Raw genomic sequence first — 21430 nt, 5'->3', positions numbered from 1 at the left:
CTGCGTCGGCCAAGCGGTGACGTTCTGCTCATCGCCGAACATGGTTCTCGTGTGCTTGACGGCGGAACGCGCGTGGACGTCTGTCGCGTCGGTACGTTCACCCTGGGTGAACCGAGGGCGCTTCAGAAGGCAGGATCATGTCCCCGAAATCGGAACGTGCCTTACCGACGAGTTCGGCCGGGGGCGGTCCCATCATGTGCTCCGCCTGAGGGTGTGGTGAGGGAGCGACAAGCCAGGGGTCAAGCTCGCGTGCGCTGACGAGGTGGCGTCCCGGGGCGATCTCCTCGATAGACCAGTCACTGAGGTCGTTGGCGCGTGCCAAGTGCGCGTCAGTGAGAACCTGAACGCCGAACGCATCTGGTACGTACGAGGACAGTAGTGAGCGACGTTCCCGAAGGTCGGGCTCGCTCAGCCCATGGGGTAGGAAGTAATGGACATATTGCCCCCACCACACGTTCTCCGCCCCGCCAGGCTCGAAGGTGATGAACGCATAGTCCAATGCTGCCGGCTGCCACCGGATGCACTCCTCGAGCAGGTCGAGCTGTTCCCGTGTGCTGTGCGTCGGGTCCACGTCTTGGCAGGCGATCCGACCTTCTCGTTCGAACACAACCGCCCGATGGCGCACCGGACCTGTGCGCAAGGATTGAAGATTCGTGGAGGCGTACGGCTCGGCGATGGCTTCCACCAGGCTCCGAAGAGGGGGGATCCCGAGGGTGGGGGTTGACCACACGATGGTGTGCTCGCTGTGGGTGTAGTACGTGGTCGCGCCCTCAAGTTCCAGCCACGCCGCCGCGCGGCGAGCCAGCTCATGCGTGACTTCGATCGGGACCGCCCACGTCCGTCCCTTGTCGTCAGGCGCAAGCACCGAGAGGTCATTGGTGGTGTAGGCGGCGCCCAGGGTGAGTGTCGAGCGGGGATCACGGTGCCTCGAGTAGCGCTTGCGAGGTCGAGGTTGAACGACGGCCTGGTCGGCCCACCTTCCGGCGAATGCCTCGAACCACGCCATAGCGCGGTCCGGCTCGGCGACCGCTTCCAGCTTCGCCGCCCAACCCTTGTCAGTGGGGATCCACTGACCGGCTCTGGGTGCTCCCCCAAGATCAGACGTCGTCTCCTCAGCGATTCGAAGCGTCCGCTCGTAGTCAGTCGCGACCGCCGATGGTGACGATGGGTCACTGACGACGAAGTACCAATCATCGCGCCGGATCGTCTGCTCACGACTGACCGTCACCGCACAACCCTCCGAACGTGTCATTTTCGTCTCCACCTCCAACGACGTCGCCTGGGCTTGCGCTTCTGATCTGTTCGCAGCGACACAGCTGCCACGCCGGGCGCACGGATGCCGATGAGCAGGCGACGGAAGTCGCAGTAGGGCAGTCGCCTTCGTGCGTATCGACGGCCCGTTGCCCTTCCACGGTACGTAGTGTGGCTTACGCGCGAGCAGGGCGGCCGCGACACGGGGCCACCGCCGACGCCTCCCGAGCAGGACTATGCGGCCACGGGCTTCGTCCCTCCGGCGAACGCGACCACCGGGTTGGCGTCCGTTGTCCTTCGCGTGCAGGACCGCACGGCTTGGCGCTCGCAAACTGACGCTGCATGGCTGTTCGTTGACAACGTGCCACCGCACGGGGTGACTGAGGGTGACGTCATCGTTGTCACCGAAGGTCGCCGTGAGGTTGCCTACTTCCACGTTGAGTCGATGGATCCCGCCGTCTGACGGTCGCACTCACCTGCCGCATTCGGCGCGGTCGGAGTCCACAGGCGCTCAGGCTGCGCCCGCCACGATCCGTCAGCGTGTGGTCACGCTGGTCGTGCCGGTGGGGGTGACGAGGGCGGTGAGGGCGGCGGGTCCGGTCCACAGGTAGGTGCCGGGTGCGGTGCGTTGGTAGCTCCAGGCGTCTGCTGTCTTGGCGCGGTGGTGTCTTCGGCACAAGGGAGCTAGTTGTTCGGGACTCGTCTGGCCGGGCGGTCCGCCCTCGTCAGGGTTGACGTAGGGCTCGATGTGGTCGAGGTCGGCGTGGCGTGCTGGGTGTTTGCACCACGGGAACACGCACGCGCCGTCGCGGAGAACGACTTGCTCGGCCATTCGGGGTGGTGGGTCGTGCCGGTCGACGGACCAGGGGTCGTCGCCTGCGACGTGGAGCACCGGCTGGATGGTGACTCGGGAGCGTCCGGCCCAGTCCTTGATCAGGTCGAGGGTGACCGAACCGAGGCCTTCGACGGTGCCGACCGCGCCGGACGAACCAGCGGCGACGTCGGCCAGGGAGGCGTGGAGGTAGAGCCGTACCTTGGCGTCGCGGCGCTCGATGAGCCGGCGGCGGACCTTGGCCTGCTCCTCCGGGCTGGCGTCGTCGCCGATCAGGCTGGTGAGGTCGAGGCGGGCCTGGGCGTCGGCGATCACACCGAGGGCCTTGGCCTTGCGGACCTCGAACGAGTCTCCATCGCCCAGGGCGCCGAGTGCTTCTGCTTCGGCGCAGACGATGTCGTGGAACCGGGTCAGGTCGAGGGTGTCGCCGACGGCGTGGATCTCGGAGGTGGCGCCACCCTCTCGCGGGTCGCGGTGGGTGAGCCGCACGTCCCACTGCGACCGGCCGGACTTCTCCTTCTCCGACAAGTCCGCGCCGTCGACGCGTGCCGCGGCCTCGGCGATCAGCCGGTCCAACGCCGCCTTGCTCAACGCCCCGACTCGGCCTGCGGTCTGCCGGTCCACCCACAACGCAGCGTCCAGGGACAGGTCGCGGGTGCGGGCCGCAACCCGACGCGCCTTCCACACCGCCACGGACCCGGCCCGGGTCTGGTCCCACAGCACCGGCAACCGGTGGTGGAGATCCAGGGCATCGGCGAGCAGCGCGGTCGCCGACGACGGCGCGATGCCGCAGGCGACCGCGAGCGGCTCGGCGGTGAACGCCGCCACCGCCGGCGTCCCGGCACCACCCAACGTCTCCGGGGCCCCGAGAACCGAAGGCAGCACCGGACCGCGAACTGTCTCGGCTGCGTCGATGACGGGGTGGGAGATCGCCCATTCGTAGGCGATCCGCAGCTGGTGGACCGCTGCCTCCCGCAGCACCGCCTCGCACTCTGCTGCCTGCTCCAGCAGGCCGACCACGCTCGCGTCCGCGAGGTCACAGACCTCGGGATCGGAGTGATGAGCGGTGCTGGTCATGGGCACTACTCAACCAGTCAGCACTGACACTCGACGGCCCTGAAGGGCCCATTCCATGGGGGGTTTCGGTCATCGTGACCTGATCGTGATCGGGGTTTCGAGACGAGACTCCGTCCCTCCTCAACCACCGAAGGGCCTGCTTCTCAACCACCGGTGGGCTCGCGGACTCGGGTACACCGCTGCGGAACTCGCGGTCGTCCGCGTGGTCAGACGTTGCGGCGGTACTGCCCGCCGACCTCGAAGAACGCCTCGGTGACCTGCTGCAGCGAGCAGACCCGCGCGGCGTCCATCAGGACGGCGAAGACGTTCTCCCCGGAGACGGCCGCCTCCTTGAGACGCGCGATCGCCTCGGTCGCCTCGGTGGAGTGCGCCTGCTGGAAGGACCGCACGCGCTGGAGCTGGGAGGACTTCTCCTCCTCGGTCGCGCGGGCGAGCTCGACCTCCTTGGGCTGGGCGTCCGCTGCCGACTCCTTGACGAACGTGTTGACCCCGACGATCGGCAGCGAGCCGTCGTGCTTGCGGTGCTCGTAGAGCATCGACTCGTCTTGGATCCGGCCGCGCTGGTAGCCCGTCTCCATGGCGCCGAGCACGCCGCCGCGCTCGTTGATGCGGTCGAACTCCTCGAGCACCTGCGCCTCGACGAGGTCGGTGAGCTCGTCGATGATGAAGGACCCCTGGAGCGGGTTCTCGTTCATCGCCAGCCCCCACTCGCGGTTGATGATCAGCTGGATCGCGAGCGCGCGACGCACGGAGTCCTCGGTCGGGGTGGTGACGGCCTCGTCGTAGGCGTTGGTGTGGAGGCTGTTGGCGTTGTCGTAGATCGCGATCAGCGCCTGCAGCGTGGTGCGGATGTCGTTGAAGTCCATCTCCTGCGCGTGCAGCGAGCGGCCGGAGGTCTGCACGTGGTACTTCAGCTTCTGGCTGCGCTCGCTGGCGCCGTACCTCTCCTTCATCGCCACCGCCCAGATGCGGCGGGCGACGCGACCCAGGACGGAGTACTCGGGGTCCATGCCGTTGGAGAAGAAGAACGACAGGTTCGGCGCGAAGTCGTCGATGTCCATGCCGCGTGCGAGGTAGGCCTCGACGTAGGTGAAGCCGTTGGCCAGGGTGAACGCGAGCTGGCTGATGGGGTTCGCCCCGGCCTCGGCGATGTGGTAGCCGGAGATCGACACGGAGTAGAAGTTGCGCACCCCCTGCTCGATGAACCACTCCTGGATGTCGGCCATCATCCGCAGCGAGAACTCCGTGGAGAACAGGCAGGTGTTCTGCCCCTGGTCCTCCTTGAGGATGTCGGCCTGGACCGTGCCGCGGACCGACTGGAGGGCGTACGACGCCAGCTCGGCGCGCTCCGACTCGTTCGGCTCGCGGCCCTCCCGCTCCCGGAACGCGCCGACCTGCTGGTCGATGACGGTGTTGAGGAAGAAGGCGAGGACCGTCGGGGCGGGGCCGTTGATGGTCATGCTCACCGACGTGGTCGGCGAGACGAGGTCGAAGCCGTCGTAGAGCACCTTCATGTCGTCGAGCGTCGCCACCGAGACGCCGGAGGTGCCGACCTTGCCGTAGATGTCGGGGCGCTCGTCGGGGTCGCGGCCGTAGAGGGTGACCGAGTCGAAGGCGGTGGACAGGCGGGTCGCGTCGTTGCCGTGGGAGAGGATCTTGAAGCGGCGGTTGGTGCGCGCCGGGTCACCCTCGCCGGCGAACATGCGGGCGGGGTCCTCGTTGTCACGCTTGAACGGGAAGACGCCGGCGGTGAAGGGGAAGAAGCCGGGGAGGTTCTCGTTGCGCCAGAACCTCACGAGCTCGCCGTGGTCGGTGAAGCGCGGCAGTGCCACGCGACGGACCTTGTTGCCCGAGAGGGACTCGCGGGTCAGCTTGGTGTGGATCTCCTTGTCGCGGATCTTCACGACCTGCTCGTCGCCGGAGTAGGACTCCACGATCGAGGGCCAGCGCTCGATCTGGTCGGCCACCTCGTGCGGCAGGTCGCGCTGCGCCGACTCGAGGAGGTCCTCGACGCCGGCGGTCTCCTTGTCGGCGGAGACGAGCTCGCCCTGCACCACGTTCAGCCGCTGGACGCGCCGGGCCGCCTCGGCGAGGCGCTCGGTCTGCGCGTGGTAGCCGCGGACGGTCTCGGTGATCTCGGCGAGGTAGCGCACGCGGTCGGCGGGCACGACCTGGCGGATGCCGGAGGAGTGACGCACGTCGACGGGGGCCAGCGTCCCCTCGGCGACCTCGAGGCCCTCGCCGGCCAGCTCGGCACGCAGGTGCTGGTAGAGCGCGGTGACGCCGTCGTCGTTGAAGGTCGCGGCACTGGTGCCGAAGACCGGCATGTCGGCCGGCTGCTTGCCGAAGGCCTCGCGGTTGCGGACCAGCTGCTTGCCGACGTCGCGCAGGGCGTCCTTGGCGCCGCGGCGCTCGAACTTGTTGATCGCGACGGTGTCGGCGAAGTCGAGCATGTCGATCTTCTCGAGCTGGGACGCGGCGCCGAACTCCGGCGTCATGACGTAGAGCGAGTGGTCCACCAGCGGCACGATGCCGGCGTCCCCCTGGCCGATGCCGGGCGTCTCGATGACGACCAGGTCGAAGCCGGCTGCCTTGAGCACGTCGATGACGTCGGGCAGGTGCTCGGGCACCTCGTGCGCGCCGCGGGTCGCCAGCGACCGGAAGAACACGCGGTCGCCGTCCAGGGAGTTGGCGCGGATGCGGTCGCCGAGCAGCGCGCCACCGCCCTTGCGGCGGGTGGGGTCGATGGCCACGACGGCGATCCGGAGCTTGTCCTGCTGGTCGACACGGAAGCGACGGACGAGCTCGTCGGTGAGGCTGGACTTCCCGGAGCCGCCGGTGCCGGTGATGCCGAGGACGGGCACCACGCGGCGCGCCGACGCCGTACGGACCTCGTCCATCATGGCCTCGTCGAGCGCGGCCGCCTCGGCGCCGGTGATGGCGCGGGCGATGGCGTGGCGGTCGCCGGAGAGGACCTGCTCGGCGGTGACCGGGCCGGTCTCCCACAGGTCGAAGTCGCAGTCGGCGACGACGGAGTTGATCATCCCGCCGAGGCCGAGCTTCTGGCCGTCCTCGGGGGAGAAGATGTGGACGCCCGACTCGCGCAGCCGGGTGATCTCCTTGGGCACGATGACGCCGCCACCGCCGCCGACGACCTTGACGTGGCCGGCCCCTACGGCGCGGAGCGACTCGACGAGGTACTCGAAGTACTCGACGTGCCCGCCCTGGTACGACGACACCGCGACGCCCTGCACGTCCTCCTCGACGGCTGCGTCGACGACCTCCTGGACCGAGCGGTTGTGCCCGAGGTGGATCACCTCGCAGCCCTGGCTCATGAAGATCCGCCGCATGATGTTGATCGAGGCGTCGTGGCCGTCGAACAGCGCTGACGCGGTGACGATGCGGACGGGGTGGGAAGGGACGTGCAGATCGGCCATCCCTCGATACTAGGACATCCTAGTATTACTCGCGAGTCACCTGCCCCAGCCCACCCTGTAACGCCGGGTTGGTCGCTGTACCCACCCCCGTGCACCAGGGTGGGTACAACGACCAACCCGGCGTTACAGGGCGATGTCGGGGACAATGGCCGGCGTGCACCTCGACCAGCTCCTCGCCGACCGTTACAGCTGCCGCGCGTTCCTGCCCGATCCCGTGTCCGACGACGTCATCGACCGGCTCTTCGCCCTGGCGCAGCGCACGCCGTCGTGGTGCAACACCCAGCCGTGGCAGGTGCACCTGCTCGGCGGTGAGGCCCTGGCCCGCTTCGGCAAGGGCATCGGCGAGCGGGTGCTGACCGGTGAGCAGGTCGCCGACCTCGGGCTCCCAACGTACGAGGGGGTCCACGCCGAGCGTCGGCGGGAGTCCGGCTACGGCCTCTACTCCGCGCTCGACATCGCACGTGAGGACCGCGAGGCGCGCGGCCTCCAGATGTTCAAGAACTTCTCGTTCTTCGGTGCGCCGCACACTGCGATCGTGACCACCGACAAGGCGCTGGGGACCTACGGCGTCCTCGACTGCGGCGGCTACGTCAACACCTTGATGCTCGCCGCGCAGTCGCTCGGTCTGGGCGTCATCGCCCAGGGCGCGATCGCGATGTACAGCGACTACGTCCGCGACTTTCTCGACCTGCCCGAGGACCGGCTCGTCGTGTGCGCGGTGTCGTTCGGGCATGCCGACGAGTCCGACCCGGCCAACGCGTTCCGCACGTCCCGTGCGGACGTGGCCTCGGTCGTCCGACGGATCGACTCCTAGCGGATATCGTCCGTGCATGATGCGTCGCCTGGCCGCTCCGGCCTGCGCCCTCCTGGTGGCGGTCGCCGCGGCGGTGCTCGCCCCGGTGCCGCTGCTCCCGCTGGCAGGCGCCCAGCCAGCAACCGACTCCATCCTCCACGTCACCCCGCGCTTCTCGCCCAACGCTGACGGCCGCCTCGACCAGGCGGTCCTGCGCTACCGACTCGTCGACCCGGCCTCGGTCAGGATCACGGTGAGCGAGGGCCGCTCCACCCACCGCATCGTGCTGCTCGGCCGCCAGCAGGCGGGGGAGCACGTCTGGCGGTGGAACGGGAAGGGTCGCGACGGCAAGGTGCCGAGCTACTGCGGCTGCACGATCACCCTGCGCACGGCCCACCGGGGCTCCTCGAGCGCGGACACGGTCGACAGTGTCGAGACCGTCCTGGACACCCTCGTCTTCGCCGAGGTGTCCCCTCGCACCGACTACGGCCTGCTCGAGGGCAAGGCATTGCCGGTCTACCCACGGTCGACCGACGTGCGGGACAGTGTCGCCCTGCGGCCAATCCTCGACGAGCCGTTCAGGTGGGCCACCCTGCTCATCAAGGGTCCGGACGGTCGCACGGTGCTGCGTCGAGACGTGACGGGCTCGGAGGGCTCCACGGCCTTCGGCGAGCACGGCAAGCCCCAGCCCGACGACGTGGTGTGGACTGCACGCCGCCACGGCAAGCCGCTCGCGCCCGGTCGCTATCGCGCCTTCATCAAGGCGAGGGACATGGCGGGCAACATCGGACGTTCACCCGCATACCGCCTCTGGGTCTCGCGCGACGCGCTGGAGATGGTCGAGCGGGTCCACGTCGTCTCGCCGCAGGAGTCCCTGACGAGCGAGTGTGTGTTCAGCACCGCCAACGGGTGCGGCGAGGTTCCTCTCCGCTGCGGGGAGGTGGTGCCGAGCGCCCTCTACCCGGGAGGTCTCAGCTACAGGTCGCGCGGGTGCTCCACCGACGCCTGGTCCAACGGCGCCCACGGCCTGCACTACCTGCCGCTCCCTCACACCGCCGGCGTCCGCGGGGTGCACAGCGCCAAGGTGTCGTTCACGGGGCGACCGACCGAGGACGCCGCAGCCGACCAGGGCACGATCACGCTGCCCCGGGAGCAGCGCCATGCGCCCGGCGTGAGCGCGACATCGCCGACCGGTGCCGAGACGCCGTGGGTCACTTGCTCGCGGATGTGCCTGGGGCTCGAGCAGTGGGACCGCGACATCCTCGGCGAGGCCCTCGTTCCGGGCGTGGTCTGGTCGTTCGCGACGAGCGGCACCGACTCGTTCGACGTGGAGCGCTTCACCGTCACGGTGCGCCACCTCGTGCCCGCCAGCTGACGGTGCGGGCGGCAGGAGCCCGCTACAGAGCGTCTCCGAGCCCGGCACGCAGCCGCGTCAGCCGCTCCGTCAGGTCGCGCACGTCACTCCCGGGCAGGCCGGGCTCCTCGAAGACGTGGGCGTTGAGCGCGAGCGTCCCCTCCTCGACAGCCTTGCGACCGGCCTCGGTGATGGTGGCGAGCACGACCCGCCGGTCGGCGTCGCCGCGCGTGCGCTCGACGTACTCCTGCCTCTCGAGTCGTGCGACCGCGCTGGACACGCTGGTGGGGTGCACCTGCAGCAGCGAGCCCAGCCGTGTCATCGCCATCGAGCCGCTGCGCGAGAAGGACAGCAGCCGCAGCACCTCGTAGCGCGCGAACGTCAGGTCCAGCGGTCGCAGCGCGGCGTCGATCCGCTCCATCAGCAGCTGCTGAGCCCGGACCAGCGAGGTCACCATCGCCATCCCGTCGGCGGCCTCGGTCCAGCCGTGGGTCACCCACTGCCGGTGGGCCTCGGCGATGGGGTCGCGGCTCGCGTCGGGCATGGCGGTGAGGCTATCCAGTCGGGTCGGTCAGCACGGCGTGCGCCTCGACCATCGCCGGGCCGTACCACGTCAGCAGCCGCCCCGACACCAGCCTCGTCGGCACCGTGAAAGCCTCCGGACCGTCGTCCTCGGTGAAGACGTAGGGCTCGTCAGGCAGCAGCACGACGTCTGCTCCCACCGCCTCGATCGCGGCGACGTCGGTGGCGGGGTAGCGGTCCTCGTGACCGGAGAAGACGTTCTCCAGGCCAGCCCGGGCGAGCAGGTCGGTGGTGTAGTTGCGGGACCCGACCACCATCCACGGATCCCGCCAGATGGGTACGACGACCCGCTCCCTCCGGCCGGCGGCCGGCGCCGCCCACAGCTCGCGCGCCTCCACCAGCCAGGTCGGCTCGGGCGAGCCGAGCGCTTCGGCGAACAGCCGCCCCAGCGAGTCGAGCGCCTCGTCCACGGTCTCGATGCGGGTGACCCAGACCGCGACGCCGGCGTCCCGCAGGCGTCGTACGTCGAGCTCGCGGTTCTCCTCCATGTTGGCGACCACGAGGTCCGGCGCGAGGGACCTCACGGCGGCGAGGTCGGGGTTCTTGGTGCCGCGCACGCGCGCGACGTCGAGCTCGGCCGGGTGCGTGCACCAGTCGGTGGCACCGACGAGGCGCTCGGGGACGCTCGCCGCCAGGGCCTCGGTGATGGAGGGCACCAGGCTGACGACCCGCCGGGCGGGCGCATCGAGCGGGACATCCGCTCCGAGGTCGTCGCGCATGGGACCGACCCTAGGCTGGCTCCCATGATCGGCACCCCGGGGGGCAGCGAGGAGAGGCCGGCGACGTTCTTCGCCGACGCGGCCGAGTGGCGGGCGTGGCTCGAGGCGCACCACGAGACGGAGACCGAGATCTGGATGGGGCTGCGCAAGAAGCACGTCGCGGAGCGCGGACTGACGTGGGAGGAGGCTGTCCCCGTCGCCCTGTGCTTCGGCTGGATCGACTCGGTCGCCCAGCGCATCGACGAGGACACCCGCCGGCAGAGGTGGACACCTCGCAAGCCGGGCTCGGTGTGGAGCGCGGTGAACATCGCCCACGTGGAGCGCCTCACGGCCGAGGGGCTGATGCGGCCGGCGGGGATCGCCGTCTTCGAGCGCCGCAGGCCGGAGCGCTCGGGCTACTCCCACGAGTCGCGGGAGGCGCTCAGCGAGGAGCAGCGCGCACGCATCCTGGCCGACCCCGCGGCGGCAGCCTTCTGGGAGGCGGCGATCCCGTCCTACCGCAAGATCGCGGAGAACTGGGTGGCCTCGGCCAAGAAGGAGGAGACGCGCGAGCGACGTCTGGCCCAGCTCGTCGCGGCCTCGGCCGCCGGCGAGCTGATCCCCTCGCAGCGCTACGGCGAGGTGCCCAGGTGGGTGGAGCGTGCGGCCCTGGCCGCGCGGGAGGCGACTCGGGGCTGAGGCCTAGAGCTGCCAGTCGCCGATCAGTGCCATCGTCCCGAGCACGACGAGGAACAGCAGCAGGACCCCCAGGAGCAGCAGGGGTCGGTTGTTGCGGCTGTTGCCCAGGCCCTCGCTGCGGTGGCCTGGCGTGGAGCGGTCGTGTGGAGGCATGGAGAAGAGGTATCCGTTCGGTCCCGAACCATGCGCCGAATGCGCCTGCGCCGGCTGGGTACGCCATACGGGTGCACGCCAGTCCGCTCATCGAAGGAGAGTCGCAGTGACCGAGAACAAGTACGTCGCCTTCCTCGTGGCAGCCGAGGGGATCGAGCAGGCCGAGCTGACGGAGCCGTGGGAGGCAGTGGAGAAGGCCGGGTGGACGCCCGTGCTCCTCTCACCCGCGTCCGGCGAGGTGCAGGCCTACAACCACCTCGACCCCGCCGACACCTTCCAGGTCGACCGCGCCGTCGCGGACGCCCAGCCGCAGGACTACGCGGCGCTGGTCCTCCCAGGCGGAGTGGCGAACGGCGACCAGCTCCGTACCGACTCCGGAGCCGTCGCGTTCACCCGGTCCTTCCTCGACTCCGGCAAGCCGGTCGCCGCGATCTGCCACGCGATCTGGACGCTGGTGGAGGCCGACGCCGTCAGGGGCCGCGAGCTCACGTCGTGGCCGAGCCTCCAGACCGACGTCCGGAACGCGGGTGGCGAATGGGTCGACCGCGAGGTCGTGGTCGACGGCAACCTCGTCACCAGCCGCAAGCCCGACGACCTGCCCGCCTTCAACGACGCGCTCCTGGGGCTCCTCGGACAGGACGCTCAGTAGTCACCACCGGATCGGTGGGTCGGGGGCACGCCTCCCCGCGTAGGGTCGGCCTCGATGAACGATCAACGACCTGACACCGCGCACGCCGTCTCGCCCGACTCCGGAGTCCACTGGGCCGAGCCCGGCGCCTGGCCGGTGGCTGCGGGAATCCACCGGATCCCGCTGCCACTGCCCATGGACGGCCTCAAGGCGGTCAACGTCTATGCGCTGGAGACCGACGACGGCCTGGCGCTGATCGACGCGGGATGGGCCGTCGACGTCTCGCGCGCGGTCCTCGACAAGTCACTCGCCGAGATCGGCGCGGGCGTCGGCGACATCCGCAGGTTCCTGGTCACGCACGTGCACCGCGACCACTACACGCAGGCGGTCACGATCCGGAGCGAGGTCGGCGCGCACGTCAGCCTCGGTCTCGAGGAGCGGCCCAACCTGGAGATGATCCGGGGGGGAGGGTCCGGGAGCGACCCCTTCGCCGGGCTGTTCCGGGCGGGCGGCGCCGAACGGATCGCCCTCGAGTGGGAGCGCTTCGCCGATGTCGAGACACCGGACCTGGCGCTGTGGGCCGACCCCGACTCCTGGCTCGAGGGGGACACCACCCTCACCGTGGGTGCTCGCAACCTCGACGCCATCCACACGCCGGGCCACACGCAGGGCCACTACGTGTTCGCCGACACCGCCGAGGGACTGCTGTTCTCGGGCGACCACGTGCTGCCGACGATCACCCCCTCGATCGGCTTCGAGCCGGCACTGGCCGAGCAGCCGCTGGGCGACTTCATGGCGTCCCTGGCGCGGATGCGCGACCTTCCGGACCTCAGGCTGCTCCCGGCCCACGGCCCGGTCGCCGACTCCACCCACGCCCGCGTCGACGAGCTGCTCGACCACCACGAGGAACGGCTGGCGCTGAGCCTGGCAGCCGTCGACGGCGGTGCGCGCTCGGCCTACGAGGTGGCCGGCGAGCTGCCCTGGACCCGCCACGAGCGCCGGCTGCCCGAGCTCGACGTGTTCAACGCCGCCATGGCGACGATGGAGACCCGGGCACACCTCGAGCTGCTCCGCGCCCGCGGCCAGGTGGCGACGAACGACGTCGACGGCGTCGTGCACTACGTGTCGGCCTAGGAGCTGGCTGGCTGGGGCTCCTCGGGCTGGGGCTGCTCAGGCTGCGGCTCCTCCACCGCGTCCCGGGGCCGGGTGCCGCGTGGCAGCACCGAGCCGATCAGCACGCCCACCAGGAGCGCGAGCCCGAACCGGAACCACGGGAACCCTCCAGAGGCGGCCGCTTCGGTCCCCTCCTCCACCTCCATGCCGAACTGGCCCGCGGCGATGTCCTCACCGTCGGCCCGGAAGGCCAGCCGGATCATGTAGGGCCCCGAGAGGGGATAAGTGAAGGTCGCCCTCGATTCGCGCGTGGGCAGCATCTCGAGGGTCTCCTCGTGGAGGAGGGTCTCCCCGCGCAGGGTGAGGTCGCTCCGGGTGCCCTGCACGTGCACCTCGAACACGACCTCGTCGTAGGTGAGCTGGGAGCCGTCCTGGTCGAGGAGCCGGACGTTGTGCTCGATGTCCACGCCAGCAGCCGGGGTGTCGGTGTTGAGGGTGAGGAGGAGCGCGTGCGTGCCGGTGCGGTAGGTCAGCTCGTTGTAGCGCGCAGGAGGAAGAGCGTCGTCGGAGAGGGCAGGCGCAGGACAGCCGAGCACGAGGAGCCCGAGCAGAGTGGTCAACAACCCTCGGGTGACGTGGCTCGCCCTGGGCGCCTTGCCGGTCATGGAGCGAAAGTAGCGGCCGAACGTGCCGCGGGACGGGCGTCTCAATCCGTGCGCGGACCACCGGTCCGGCGCGTCATCGGGACATGCGCGACGCCGTCCTCGACGAACTCCGGCCCCGACACCTCGAAGCCGTACGCCTCGTAGAACGCCGTCAGACCCGTCTGGGCGTCGAGACGCACCTCGCGCCCCGCGCAGCGCGCGACCGCCTCGTCCATGAGCAGCCGGGCCAGCCCGCGACCGCGCGCCTGTGCAGCGACGACGACGCGACCGATCCGCCACGCGTCACCGTCGTCGACCAGCCGCAGGCAGCCGACCAACGTGCCCTCCTCCTCGAGGAGCACGTGCCGCGTCGCCGGCTCGAGGTCGCGGCCGTCCAGGTCGGGATAGGGAGAGCCCTGCTCCACGACGAACACCTGCTGCCGCAGCCGCCACAGGTCGTACGACAGCCGGGTGTCCAGGTCGTCGAAGCCCACGACGCGGGTGGTGGGCCTCACCGGAGGAACTCCACCACCTGGTCGAAGGCGCGACGCGCCTCGGGGATGAACGGCATCAGCCCGTAGACGTGGATGAGGTCTGGCTCCTCGATCGCGGTGAGGTCCCAGCCGGCCTCCGCGGCCCGTCGGACGAGCAGCCGGCACCCGGGGGCGAGCAGGTCGCGCGTGCCGTAGAGCATCAGGGTCGGGGGCAGGCCCGACAGGTCGGCGAGCGCCGGGGAGACCTCCGGCCGCCCGAGGTCCTCGGGGGACCCGGCCCACCAGTCGGCGTAGGCGGTGACCTTGCTGAGGAACAGCCACGGGTCGACGGCGTCGGCCTCCACCGTCTCCGGCGTCGAGGTCGTCAGGTCGACCCAGGGCGCGTGCAGGACCAGCCGGGTCGGCTGGTCGAGCCCGCGGTCGCGCAGGGAGAGCGCCATGGCCAGCGCCAGACCACCCCCGGCGGAGTCGCCGGCCAGGACGAGGTCGCCCTCGGACGCCTTCCGTGCGGCGTCCTCGACGAGCGCGTCGTGGCTGTCGCGCCAGGTGTGCGCAGGGGCCAGCGGGTAGTCCGGCATCACGATCCGCGCGCCCACGGCATCGGCCAGTCGCGTCGCGTAGCGCACGTGGAACGGGTCGGTCGGGGCCATGAAGCCGCCGCCGTGCACGTAGTAGAGCGTGCGGGACCAGGGACGGTTGCGCGGGGTCAGGACGTGGGAGGGGAACCCGAGGTCCTCGGTCGTGACCGACCAGCGCGAGCCGAACCGCGGCACCAGCCGGGTCGGCAGGGAGCGGTCGAGGCCGGCGTGCCACTCCTCGACCCGCGCGCGCTCCGCGGGCTCGGAGTCGAGCTCTCCGCTCCCGCGCAGCCTGGGGATCAGCACGGCCAGGGCGTCGTGACGTCTGCTCGGCATGAGCGGATCGTATGGCCCCCACCCCTCTGCGCTGCGCGCGGCAGTACGCTGGCCGGACACAGACAGGGGAGCACGAGCAGTCGTGCTGAGAGTGCGGACCAGCCGCAGACCCTCCGAACCTGATCCGGCTAGCACCGGCGATAGGGAGTCCAGATGAACCACGTGCGCATGCGCGCCGTCGCAGCGGTCCTGCTCACCACCTCGTTGGGCGCCTGCAGCCTGATGGGCACCGAGGACGACGGCACGGCCACGGAGTCGCCGGCCACCAGCAGCGGCGAGACGACGAGCGAGGCCGCCGGCACCGTCGTGCTGGTCACGCACGAGTCGTTCAGCCTGCCCAAGAAGCTCGTCAAGGCGTTCGAGGAGGAGACCGGTTACGACCTCGAGGTCCGCGCGGCCGGCGACGCGGGCACGCTTGCCACCAAGCTCAGCCTGACGGCCGACAACCCGATCGGCGACGCTGCCTTCGGTGTCGACAACACGTTCGCGTCGAGGCCCATCGAGGCGGGCGCGTTCGCGGCCTTCGAGCCGGAGCTGCCCGAGGGTGCCGAGGAGTACGCGCTCGAGGAGGGCGCCGACAGGCTCACCCCGATCGACAACGCCAGCGTCTGCGTCAACATCGACAAGGCGTGGTTCGCCGCCCAGGGCATCGAGCCGCCGCAGACGCTGGAAGACCTCGCCGACCCGGCGTTCAAGGACCTCTTCGTGACGCCGGGAGCCACGACCAGCAGCCCCGGAATGGCGTTCTTCCTCGCCACCCTGGCTGCCTTCGGCGAGTCGTGGCGCGACTACTGGACCCAGCTCCTCGACAACGGCACCAAGGTCGTCGACGGGTGGGAGGACGCCTACTACGGCGACTTCACGGCCGGCAGCGACAAGGGCACCCGCCCGATCGTGGTGTCGTACGACTCCTCCCCGGCCTTCACGGTCGAGGGCGGCGAGTCCACGACGGCAGCGCTGCTCGACACCTGCTTCCGCCAGGTGGAGTACGCCGGCGTGCTCGAGGGGGCCGACAACCCCGACGGGGCGGAGGCGCTGATCGAGTGGATGCTCACCGACGAGGTGCAGAGCGCGCTGCCCGAGTCGATGTACGTCTTCCCCGTCAGCGAGTCCGCGACCGTCCCCGAGGACTGGGCGAAGTTCGCCGTGCAGCCGGCGCACCCCTACGAGGTCGCGCCGGGATCGATCGCCGAGAACCGCGAGCAGTGGCTGACCGAGTGGACCGACGTCATCACGCGATGACATGAGACGCATCATCGGCCTGCTGGCCCTGGCCGCCGCGCCGGTGGCGGTGCTGGGCGTGCTGTTCGTGCTCCCGGTCACCGGCATGGTGGCCGAGGGGTTCTGGGTCGACGGCGACTTCGACCCCCGCGGGGTGCTCGACGTGCTGGCCAGGCCGCGGGTGCACCGGGTGGCGTGGTTCACGCTCTGGTCCTCGGGGGCTGCCACGCTGCTGTCCGTCCTGCTCGGGCTCCCCCTGGCCTTCGCGCTGCACCGACTGGCGCTGCCCGGCCGAGGTGCGATCCGGGCTGCGCTGCTGGTGCCCTTCGTCCTGCCGACCGTCGTGGTCGGCGTCGCGTTCCGCCAGCTGCTGGGCGAGGGTGGCCTGCTGGGCTTCCTCGGCCTCGACGGCACTCCCGTCGCGATCGTCGCCGGGCTGGTGTTCTTCAACGTCGCCGTCGTGGTCCGCGCAGTCGGCGCAGCCTGGGAGTCGCTCGACCCGCGCCCGGCAGAAGCCGCGGCGGCGCTTGGGGCAAGCCCGGTGCAGGTGCTGCGCACCGTGACGCTCCCCGCGCTCCGGCCGGCGATCGTCGGTGCGGCCAGCATCGTCTTCCTCTTCTGCGCCACGGCCTTCGGCATCGTCCTGACCCTGGGCGGGGTGCGGTACGCCACGGTGGAGACCGAGATCTACCTACTCACCACCACGGTCTTCGACCTGCAGGCCGCGGCTGCGCTGTCGGTGCTGCAACTCGTCGTCGTGGTCGGGCTCCTCGCGGTCTCCGCCAGGCTGCGGTTCGTCCCCGACGCCACGACCCAGCGCACCACCGCCCGGCCGCGCCGCATCCGTCCTGGGGACTGGCCGGTCCTGCTCTTCACCGCTGCCCTGCTCGCCATCCTGGCCCTGCCGATCGTCGGACTGGTCGCCGGCTCGTTCCAGGTCGACGGAGCCTGGAGCTTGGCCAACTACCGCGCGCTCGGCGGTGACGGTGAGAGCCGGGACGGCACGGGGGCCCTGCTCGTCCCGGTCACGACGGCGCTCGGGGTGAGCCTGCGGACCGCGGTCGACGCGACCTGGATGGCCCTGGCGATGGGCCTGGCTGTCTCCCTCATCGTGACGCGGCGCTCGCACACGCCGGCCGAGCGACGGGTGCGCTCGGTGCTCGACGGCTTCTTCATGCTGCCGCTCGGGGTCAGCGCGGTGACCCTCGGCTTCGGCTTCCTGATCACCCTCGACCGGCCCCCGGTCGACCTGCGCGACTCCGCGCTGCTGGTGCCGATGGCGCAGGCCCTCGTCGCGCTGCCGCTCGTCGTACGCACCATCGCCCCGGTCCTTGCCGGCATCGACGACCGGCAGAGACAGGCAGCGGCGTCGCTCGGCGCGCCCCCGTGGCGGGCCCTGCTGACCGTCGACCTGCCGGTGGTGTGGAAGCCGCTGCTGGCTGCGAGCGGGTTCGCGTTCGCCGCGTCGCTGGGAGAGTTCGGCGCCACCTCCTTCCTCGCCCGTGACGACAACCCGACCGTGCCCGTGGTGATCTTCCGCCTGCTCGGCCACCCCGGCGAGATGAACTACGGCATGGCCCTCGCGGCTTCGGTGGTGCTGGCGACCACGACCGCGGTGGTGATGCTGGCCGTCGAGCGGCTGCGCGTCCCCTCCGTAGGCTCCTTCTGATGCTGACCCTGCGCGACGTCTCGGTGAAGTACGGCGACGCCCTCGCCGTCGACGACGTGAGCCTCGACCTGCCCGCCGGCGACGTCCTCGCCGTGCTCGGGCCCTCGGGGTGCGGCAAGTCCACGCTGCTGCGCGCGGTCGCCGGCCTCGAGCCCTTGACCAGCGGCGGATCGATCGAGCTCGACGGCCGCGACCTCGCGGGCGTGCCCACCCACCGTCGCGGCTTCGCGCTGATGTTCCAGGACGGCCAGCTCTTCGTCCACCTGACCGTCGCGCGCAACGTCGCCTACGCGCTCAGGCTCCGCCGCACCCCTGCCGCCCGGGTGCGCGGCCGGGTGGCAGAGCTGCTGGAGCTCGTCGGCCTGCAGGGCTACGACGACCGCCACCCGGGCACCCTGTCGGGAGGCGAGCGACAGCGCGTCGCCCTGGCCCGAGCCCTGGCCGTCGAGCCCAGCCTGCTGCTGCTCGACGAGCCGCTCTCGGCGCTGGACCGCTCGCTGCGCGAGCACCTCGCCGGCGAGCTCCGCGAGATCCTCGTCGCCGCCCGCACCACCGCGCTGCTGGTCACCCACGACCACGAGGAGGCGTTCGCGCTGGCCGACCGGCTGGCTGTCATGAGGGCCGGCCGGGTCGTGCAGTCGGGCGGGATCGACGAGGTGTGGCGGGCGCCGGTCGACGAGGAGACCGCGCTGTTCCTCGGCTACGCCCGGGTGCTCCGTGGGTCGGCGGCTCGGCAGCTGCTCGCTGCCGCGGGGACGGAGGTGCCCGGGCAGTCCGACGCCGCCGCGGTCGCCGTACGCCGGTCCGCTCTTGTCGTCGACGCCTCCGGACCGCTCCACGGCTCCGTCCTCTCGGCGCGGGTGACGCCCGAGCAGGTGCGCCTGGTGGTGGACGTCGAGGGACTGGGCGCGCTCGACGCGGTGGCGGCGCTGGGCAGCCGCGTGGCCGCCGGTGACGACACCCGCTTGCGGGTGGATGTGACGAGGCTCGCGATCGTCTCCGATCGTCGTGGCGCTTGACCCGTCCCTAGACTGACCCGCGTGTATCGACCGGCCTACGCTCTGCTGATCGGGACGGCCGCGCTGATGGGCGTGCTCGCCCTGATCGCATCCATCTCCCTGGACCGTCCGCTGGTCGACCCCGAGGGCTTCCTCGGCCCCTCCTGGCTCCGGCTGCCGCTGCTCGTCTTCGGGGCGTTCCTGCTCGACATCCTGCCCCGCACGCTGTGGGCCTCGCGGTTCCGGGTGAAGGACATGCCGGCCGTCGCCACCGAGCGCATCCGGACCCACTGGGACCGCGAGCGGATCACCCTGGTGGTGCTCGGGCTCGTGTGCTTCTACGTGACCTACGTCTGCTACCGCAACCTCAAGTCGTTCCTGCCGTTCATCATGGGCGAGGACAAGTACGACCGTGAGCTGCACCTGATCGACCGGGCGCTGTTCTTCGGCAACGAGCCCGCCACGGTCCTCCACGAGATCTTCGGCACCGGCATCTCCGCGCACGTGCTGTCCTCGATCTACCTGTGGTTCCTGCCCCTGGTGCCCCTGGCGCTGGCAGCGTGGCTGGTGTGGTCGCGCAACATCACCTTCGGCTACTGGTTCGCCACCTCCCAGTGCATCGCCTGGTCGCTCGGCACCGCCTCCTACTACGCCCTCCCGACGCTCGGCCCCGGCTTCCAGTACTCCTACCTCTACACCGACCTCCCCGAGACCGGGACGAGTGCCCTGATGGAGGGGCTCTTCTACGGCCGCAAGGGAGTGCTCCGCGACGGGGTCGAGGGAGCCGTGCAGTCGGTGGCGGGGTTCGCGTCCCTCCACGTCGCCATCACCCTGCTCGTGGCCCTGATGGTGCAGTACACCCTCCGCAACCGCTGGATCCACTGGATCTTCTGGATCAACTTCGCCATCACCGTCGTCGCCACCCTCTACTTCGGCTGGCACTACATCGCCGACGACTTCGCCGGCGTGGTCATCGCGCTGGTCGCGTTCTGGGTGGGCGGTCTGGCAAGTGGTCAGAAGTTCGACCGGCACGGACTCTCCTCACATCCCACCTCGACGACCTCCCAGGTGCCCGTCGAGGTCGACTGAGCGTCGTACGACCTCGCTCTCGCCCCTCCCCGCCTCGCTAGCCGGGGATTCCAATGGACGCGCTGGCGAATTACAAGGTTGTAGTTCGTCAAGCCGACACGCCGGTGGCCGGTGAAAAAGTTGAGAAAAGTGTTCCCCTTGTGACGAATGAGCACTAGCGTGCCGAGAGTTGCCTGCGTGATTGGGAAGTCATGAGGCAGCTCCGAGACGTCTGAGCAAGGGGAAACTTCGTGCGAGCACTGCCGCAGCGACCACGCGGGGGCCCCGTGCGCTCCTGGCGTACGACACCGCTTCCGGGCGCGCGCTCCGCCGCGACGGCCGTGCTGAGCGTGTCGCTCGTGCTCGCAGGAGGCCTCGGCTCGGCGTTCGCCGACGAGCCGGAGGACAGCTCCACGGTCCCGAGCGAGGCAGACGTCGCCGCGGCCCAGGACGACGCCCATGCGAAGGCGCGCGACGTCGCCGCCGTCCAGGCGGACCTGGTGAGGGCATCGATCGCACTCGACGAGGCCGGCATCACCGCCGCCCAGGCGGCCGAGGCCTACAACGGCGCGCTCTGGCAGGCCGACGAGGCTCGCAGGTCGGCGCGCGCGGCCGCAGCGTCGGCACGCGACGCGGACCGCGAGCTGGAGCAGCGGCGCGAGCTCTACGCCCGGACGGTGGTCGCCGACTACGAGGGCGGGGCACAGGTCCAGGGCCTGACTGCGCTCGTCGCCTCCGACGGCATCGACGCACTGCTCGACCGCACCGTCACGATGGGCAATACCTCCGAGGCGCTGGACAGCCAGTACGACGCCTTCGCCGCCGCCACCGCCCTCGCAGAGGTCGCCGTCACCCGCGCCGACGATGCGCTGACCCGCGCGCGGGAGGCCGAGCAGCAGGCGGTCGCTGCTCGTGACGCTGCTGCGGCTGCCGAAGCAGCCGCCGGCGCCGAGGCCGCCACGATCGCACGCACCAGGAAGGCGCTGATCGCAGAGCTCGCCGAGCTCCAGGGCATCAGCGTGAGCCTGGCCGCCGAGCGTCAGTCCGCCCTGGAGGAGGCAGCCGCCGAGGCTGCGGCCGCGGCCGCCGCGAAGCAGGCGGAGGAGGCGGCCAGGCAGGCCGAGGAGGAGCGGAAGGCTGCCGAGAAGGCGGCCCAGGAGGCGGCGGAGAAGGCCGCCCAGGAGGAGCGCGAGCGGCAGGAGCAGGCGAAGAAGGAGAAGGAGAAGGAGGCCACGACGGTCGCCACCCCGACCGCCACCCCCACCTCCAAGCCGACCCCGACCCCCACCCCCACGTCCAAGCCGACCCCCACCGCCACGGCCACACCGACCGCGACGCCCACTGCGACGCCGACCACGACGACGCCCGCCCCGGTCGCTCCCGTCAACCCGGTCGCGCCCGTCACGCCGCCCCCGGCGACCACCCCGCCGCCCGCCAGTGGAGGCGCAGCGGCCGCCATCGCCTTCGCCCGGTCCCAGATCGGCAAGCCCTACAAGTACGGCGCCAGCGGTCCCGGGTCCTGGGACTGCTCGGGCCTGACCTCGGCGGCCTGGGCGGCCGGCGGGAAGTCGCTGCCGCACTACTCCGTGGCGCAGTACACCGGCTCCACCGCGATCACCTCGAGCGACCTCCTGCCCGGCGACCTCGTGTTCTGGGGTTCGTCGAGCAAGTCGTCCTCGATCTACCACGTCGCGATCTACGTCGGCGACGGCAGGATCGTCCACGCCCCGCGCACCGGACGCGACGTCACCGAGGAGTCGATGTACGCCTGGCGCGCCCCCGACTTCTTCGCCCGCCCCTGACGA

Annotated in this window: 19 protein-coding genes and 1 riboswitch; of the genes, 10 read left to right on the top strand and 9 right to left on the bottom strand. The window is 70.8% G+C overall.

The genetic code is table 11. The features are described from left to right. Positions 1-97 precede the first annotated feature (97 nt). The 3 genes from EXE58_RS05695 to icmF form a co-directional block, all read right to left on the bottom strand. Entirely contained in the window at positions 98-1228 is a 1131-nt protein-coding gene (locus tag EXE58_RS05695) for a hypothetical protein (protein ID WP_135266965.1), read from the bottom strand. 558 nt (positions 1229-1786) lie between these two features. After that, positions 1787-3160: an HNH endonuclease signature motif containing protein gene (locus EXE58_RS19950; RefSeq protein ID WP_135266964.1), complete on the bottom strand. Its 1374-nt coding sequence runs from the start codon at positions 3158-3160 to the stop codon at positions 1787-1789. Between the two features lie 206 nt (positions 3161-3366). After that, positions 3367-6597 carry a fused isobutyryl-CoA mutase/GTPase IcmF gene (gene icmF / locus EXE58_RS05685; RefSeq protein ID WP_135266963.1) on the bottom strand — a complete coding sequence of 1077 codons (3231 nt, stop codon included), beginning with the start codon at positions 6595-6597 and terminating at the stop codon, positions 3367-3369. 154 nt (positions 6598-6751) lie between these two features. Between icmF and EXE58_RS05680 the strand changes: the two genes are divergently transcribed. Next, positions 6752-7411 (top strand): nitroreductase, encoded by a 660-nt coding sequence (locus EXE58_RS05680; protein ID WP_244242444.1) that lies wholly within the window; start codon positions 6752-6754, stop codon positions 7409-7411. Between the two features lie 16 nt (positions 7412-7427). Further along, positions 7428-8765 carry a hypothetical protein gene (locus EXE58_RS05675; protein WP_135266961.1) on the top strand — a complete coding sequence of 446 codons (1338 nt, stop codon included), beginning with the start codon at positions 7428-7430 and terminating at the stop codon, positions 8763-8765. Positions 8766-8787: 22 nt separating this feature from the next. Here the strand turns inward: EXE58_RS05675 and EXE58_RS05670 are convergent, their stop codons facing one another. Further along, on the bottom strand, positions 8788-9288 hold the full coding sequence (locus EXE58_RS05670) for a MarR family winged helix-turn-helix transcriptional regulator (protein ID WP_135266960.1): 501 nt from the start codon (positions 9286-9288) through the stop codon (positions 8788-8790). Positions 9289-9298: 10 nt separating this feature from the next. Then, positions 9299-10045: a helical backbone metal receptor gene (locus tag EXE58_RS05665; RefSeq protein WP_135266959.1), complete on the bottom strand. Its 747-nt coding sequence runs from the start codon at positions 10043-10045 to the stop codon at positions 9299-9301. A 24-nt stretch (positions 10046-10069) separates the two neighbouring features. Here EXE58_RS05665 and EXE58_RS05660 point away from each other — a divergent pair, with 24 nt between their 5' ends. Next, positions 10070-10723 carry a YdeI/OmpD-associated family protein gene (locus tag EXE58_RS05660; RefSeq protein WP_135266958.1) on the top strand — a complete coding sequence of 218 codons (654 nt, stop codon included), beginning with the start codon at positions 10070-10072 and terminating at the stop codon, positions 10721-10723. A gap of 3 nt (positions 10724-10726) precedes the next feature. On the opposite strand, the gene EXE58_RS19420 is transcribed toward EXE58_RS05660, so the two are convergent. After that, positions 10727-10876, bottom strand: a complete 150-nt coding sequence (locus EXE58_RS19420) for a hypothetical protein (protein WP_167288702.1) — start codon at positions 10874-10876, stop codon at positions 10727-10729. Positions 10877-10982: 106 nt separating this feature from the next. Here EXE58_RS19420 and EXE58_RS05655 point away from each other — a divergent pair, with 106 nt between their 5' ends. Both EXE58_RS05655 and EXE58_RS05650 read left to right on the top strand, forming a co-directional pair. Next, positions 10983-11525 (top strand): type 1 glutamine amidotransferase domain-containing protein, encoded by a 543-nt coding sequence (locus EXE58_RS05655; RefSeq protein WP_244242443.1) that lies wholly within the window; start codon positions 10983-10985, stop codon positions 11523-11525. Between the two features lie 54 nt (positions 11526-11579). Next, positions 11580-12638, top strand: a complete 1059-nt coding sequence (locus tag EXE58_RS05650) for an MBL fold metallo-hydrolase (protein WP_135266956.1) — start codon at positions 11580-11582, stop codon at positions 12636-12638. Here EXE58_RS05650 and EXE58_RS05645 read toward each other — a convergent pair. Genes EXE58_RS05645 through EXE58_RS05635 form a run of 3 tightly spaced genes read right to left on the bottom strand, consistent with a single transcriptional unit; the run spans position 12635 to position 14669 of the window. Then, positions 12635-13282, bottom strand: a complete 648-nt coding sequence (locus EXE58_RS05645) for a hypothetical protein (protein WP_135266955.1) — start codon at positions 13280-13282, stop codon at positions 12635-12637. The genes EXE58_RS05650 and EXE58_RS05645 overlap by 4 nt on opposite strands. A gap of 41 nt (positions 13283-13323) precedes the next feature. Beyond that, a complete protein-coding gene (locus EXE58_RS05640) occupies positions 13324-13776 on the bottom strand; it encodes a GNAT family N-acetyltransferase (protein WP_135266954.1) in 453 nt (150 codons plus the stop codon). After that, entirely contained in the window at positions 13773-14669 is an 897-nt protein-coding gene (locus EXE58_RS05635) for an alpha/beta hydrolase (protein ID WP_135266953.1), read from the bottom strand. The genes EXE58_RS05640 and EXE58_RS05635 overlap by 4 nt, the downstream gene beginning before the upstream one ends. 54 nt (positions 14670-14723) lie before the next feature. After that, a riboswitch (TPP riboswitch) is annotated at positions 14724-14833 on the top strand. Between EXE58_RS05635 and EXE58_RS05630 the strand changes: the two genes are divergently transcribed. From EXE58_RS05630 to EXE58_RS05610, 5 genes are all read left to right on the top strand, one after another. After that, complete coding sequence (locus EXE58_RS05630; RefSeq protein WP_244242442.1) at positions 14823-15911, top strand: thiamine ABC transporter substrate-binding protein; 1089 nt, start codon at positions 14823-14825, stop codon at positions 15909-15911. It overlaps the preceding riboswitch by 11 nt. A gap of 1 nt (position 15912) precedes the next feature. Next, positions 15913-17559, top strand: a complete 1647-nt coding sequence (locus tag EXE58_RS05625; RefSeq protein ID WP_135266952.1) for an ABC transporter permease — start codon at positions 15913-15915, stop codon at positions 17557-17559. Next, positions 17559-18578: an ABC transporter ATP-binding protein gene (locus tag EXE58_RS05620; RefSeq protein WP_135266951.1), complete on the top strand. Its 1020-nt coding sequence runs from the start codon at positions 17559-17561 to the stop codon at positions 18576-18578. The genes EXE58_RS05625 and EXE58_RS05620 overlap by 1 nt, the downstream gene beginning before the upstream one ends. Positions 18579-18599: 21 nt before the next feature. Then, entirely contained in the window at positions 18600-19646 is a 1047-nt protein-coding gene (locus EXE58_RS05615) for a phosphatase PAP2 family protein (protein ID WP_244242441.1), read from the top strand. 230 nt (positions 19647-19876) lie between these two features. Continuing rightward, positions 19877-21427: a C40 family peptidase gene (locus EXE58_RS05610; RefSeq protein WP_135266950.1), complete on the top strand. Its 1551-nt coding sequence runs from the start codon at positions 19877-19879 to the stop codon at positions 21425-21427. Positions 21428-21430 lie beyond the last annotated feature (3 nt).

Origin of the sequence: Nocardioides seonyuensis (genome assembly GCF_004683965.1) — a bacterium.
Classification (GTDB): Bacteria; Actinomycetota; Actinomycetes; order Propionibacteriales; family Nocardioidaceae; genus Nocardioides; species Nocardioides seonyuensis.
The sequence above is the reverse complement of the archived record's forward strand: the minus strand, read 5'-3'. Positions and strand labels throughout refer to the sequence as shown.

Excerpts from the sequence above, each read along its gene's own strand:
- EXE58_RS05675 (WP_135266961.1), top strand. The coding sequence starts at position 7,428 with ATGATGCGTCGCCTGGCCGCTCCGGCCTGCGCCCTCCTGGTGGCGGTC.
- EXE58_RS19950 (WP_135266964.1), bottom strand. The coding sequence starts at position 3,160 with ATGACCAGCACCGCTCATCACTCCGATCCCGAGGTCTGTGACCTCGCG.
- EXE58_RS05665 (WP_135266959.1), bottom strand. The coding sequence starts at position 10,045 with ATGCGCGACGACCTCGGAGCGGATGTCCCGCTCGATGCGCCCGCCCGG.
- EXE58_RS05635 (WP_135266953.1), bottom strand. The coding sequence starts at position 14,669 with ATGCCGAGCAGACGTCACGACGCCCTGGCCGTGCTGATCCCCAGGCTG.
- EXE58_RS05645 (WP_135266955.1), bottom strand. The coding sequence starts at position 13,282 with ATGACCGGCAAGGCGCCCAGGGCGAGCCACGTCACCCGAGGGTTGTTG.
- icmF (WP_135266963.1), bottom strand. The coding sequence starts at position 6,597 with ATGGCCGATCTGCACGTCCCTTCCCACCCCGTCCGCATCGTCACCGCG.
- EXE58_RS05620 (WP_135266951.1), top strand. The coding sequence starts at position 17,559 with ATGCTGACCCTGCGCGACGTCTCGGTGAAGTACGGCGACGCCCTCGCC.
- EXE58_RS05625 (WP_135266952.1), top strand. The coding sequence starts at position 15,913 with ATGAGACGCATCATCGGCCTGCTGGCCCTGGCCGCCGCGCCGGTGGCG.
- EXE58_RS05650 (WP_135266956.1), top strand. The coding sequence starts at position 11,580 with ATGAACGATCAACGACCTGACACCGCGCACGCCGTCTCGCCCGACTCC.
- EXE58_RS05630 (WP_244242442.1), top strand. The coding sequence starts at position 14,823 with ATGAACCACGTGCGCATGCGCGCCGTCGCAGCGGTCCTGCTCACCACC.
- EXE58_RS05660 (WP_135266958.1), top strand. The coding sequence starts at position 10,070 with ATGATCGGCACCCCGGGGGGCAGCGAGGAGAGGCCGGCGACGTTCTTC.
- EXE58_RS19420 (WP_167288702.1), bottom strand. The coding sequence starts at position 10,876 with ATGCCTCCACACGACCGCTCCACGCCAGGCCACCGCAGCGAGGGCCTG.
- EXE58_RS05670 (WP_135266960.1), bottom strand. The coding sequence starts at position 9,288 with ATGCCCGACGCGAGCCGCGACCCCATCGCCGAGGCCCACCGGCAGTGG.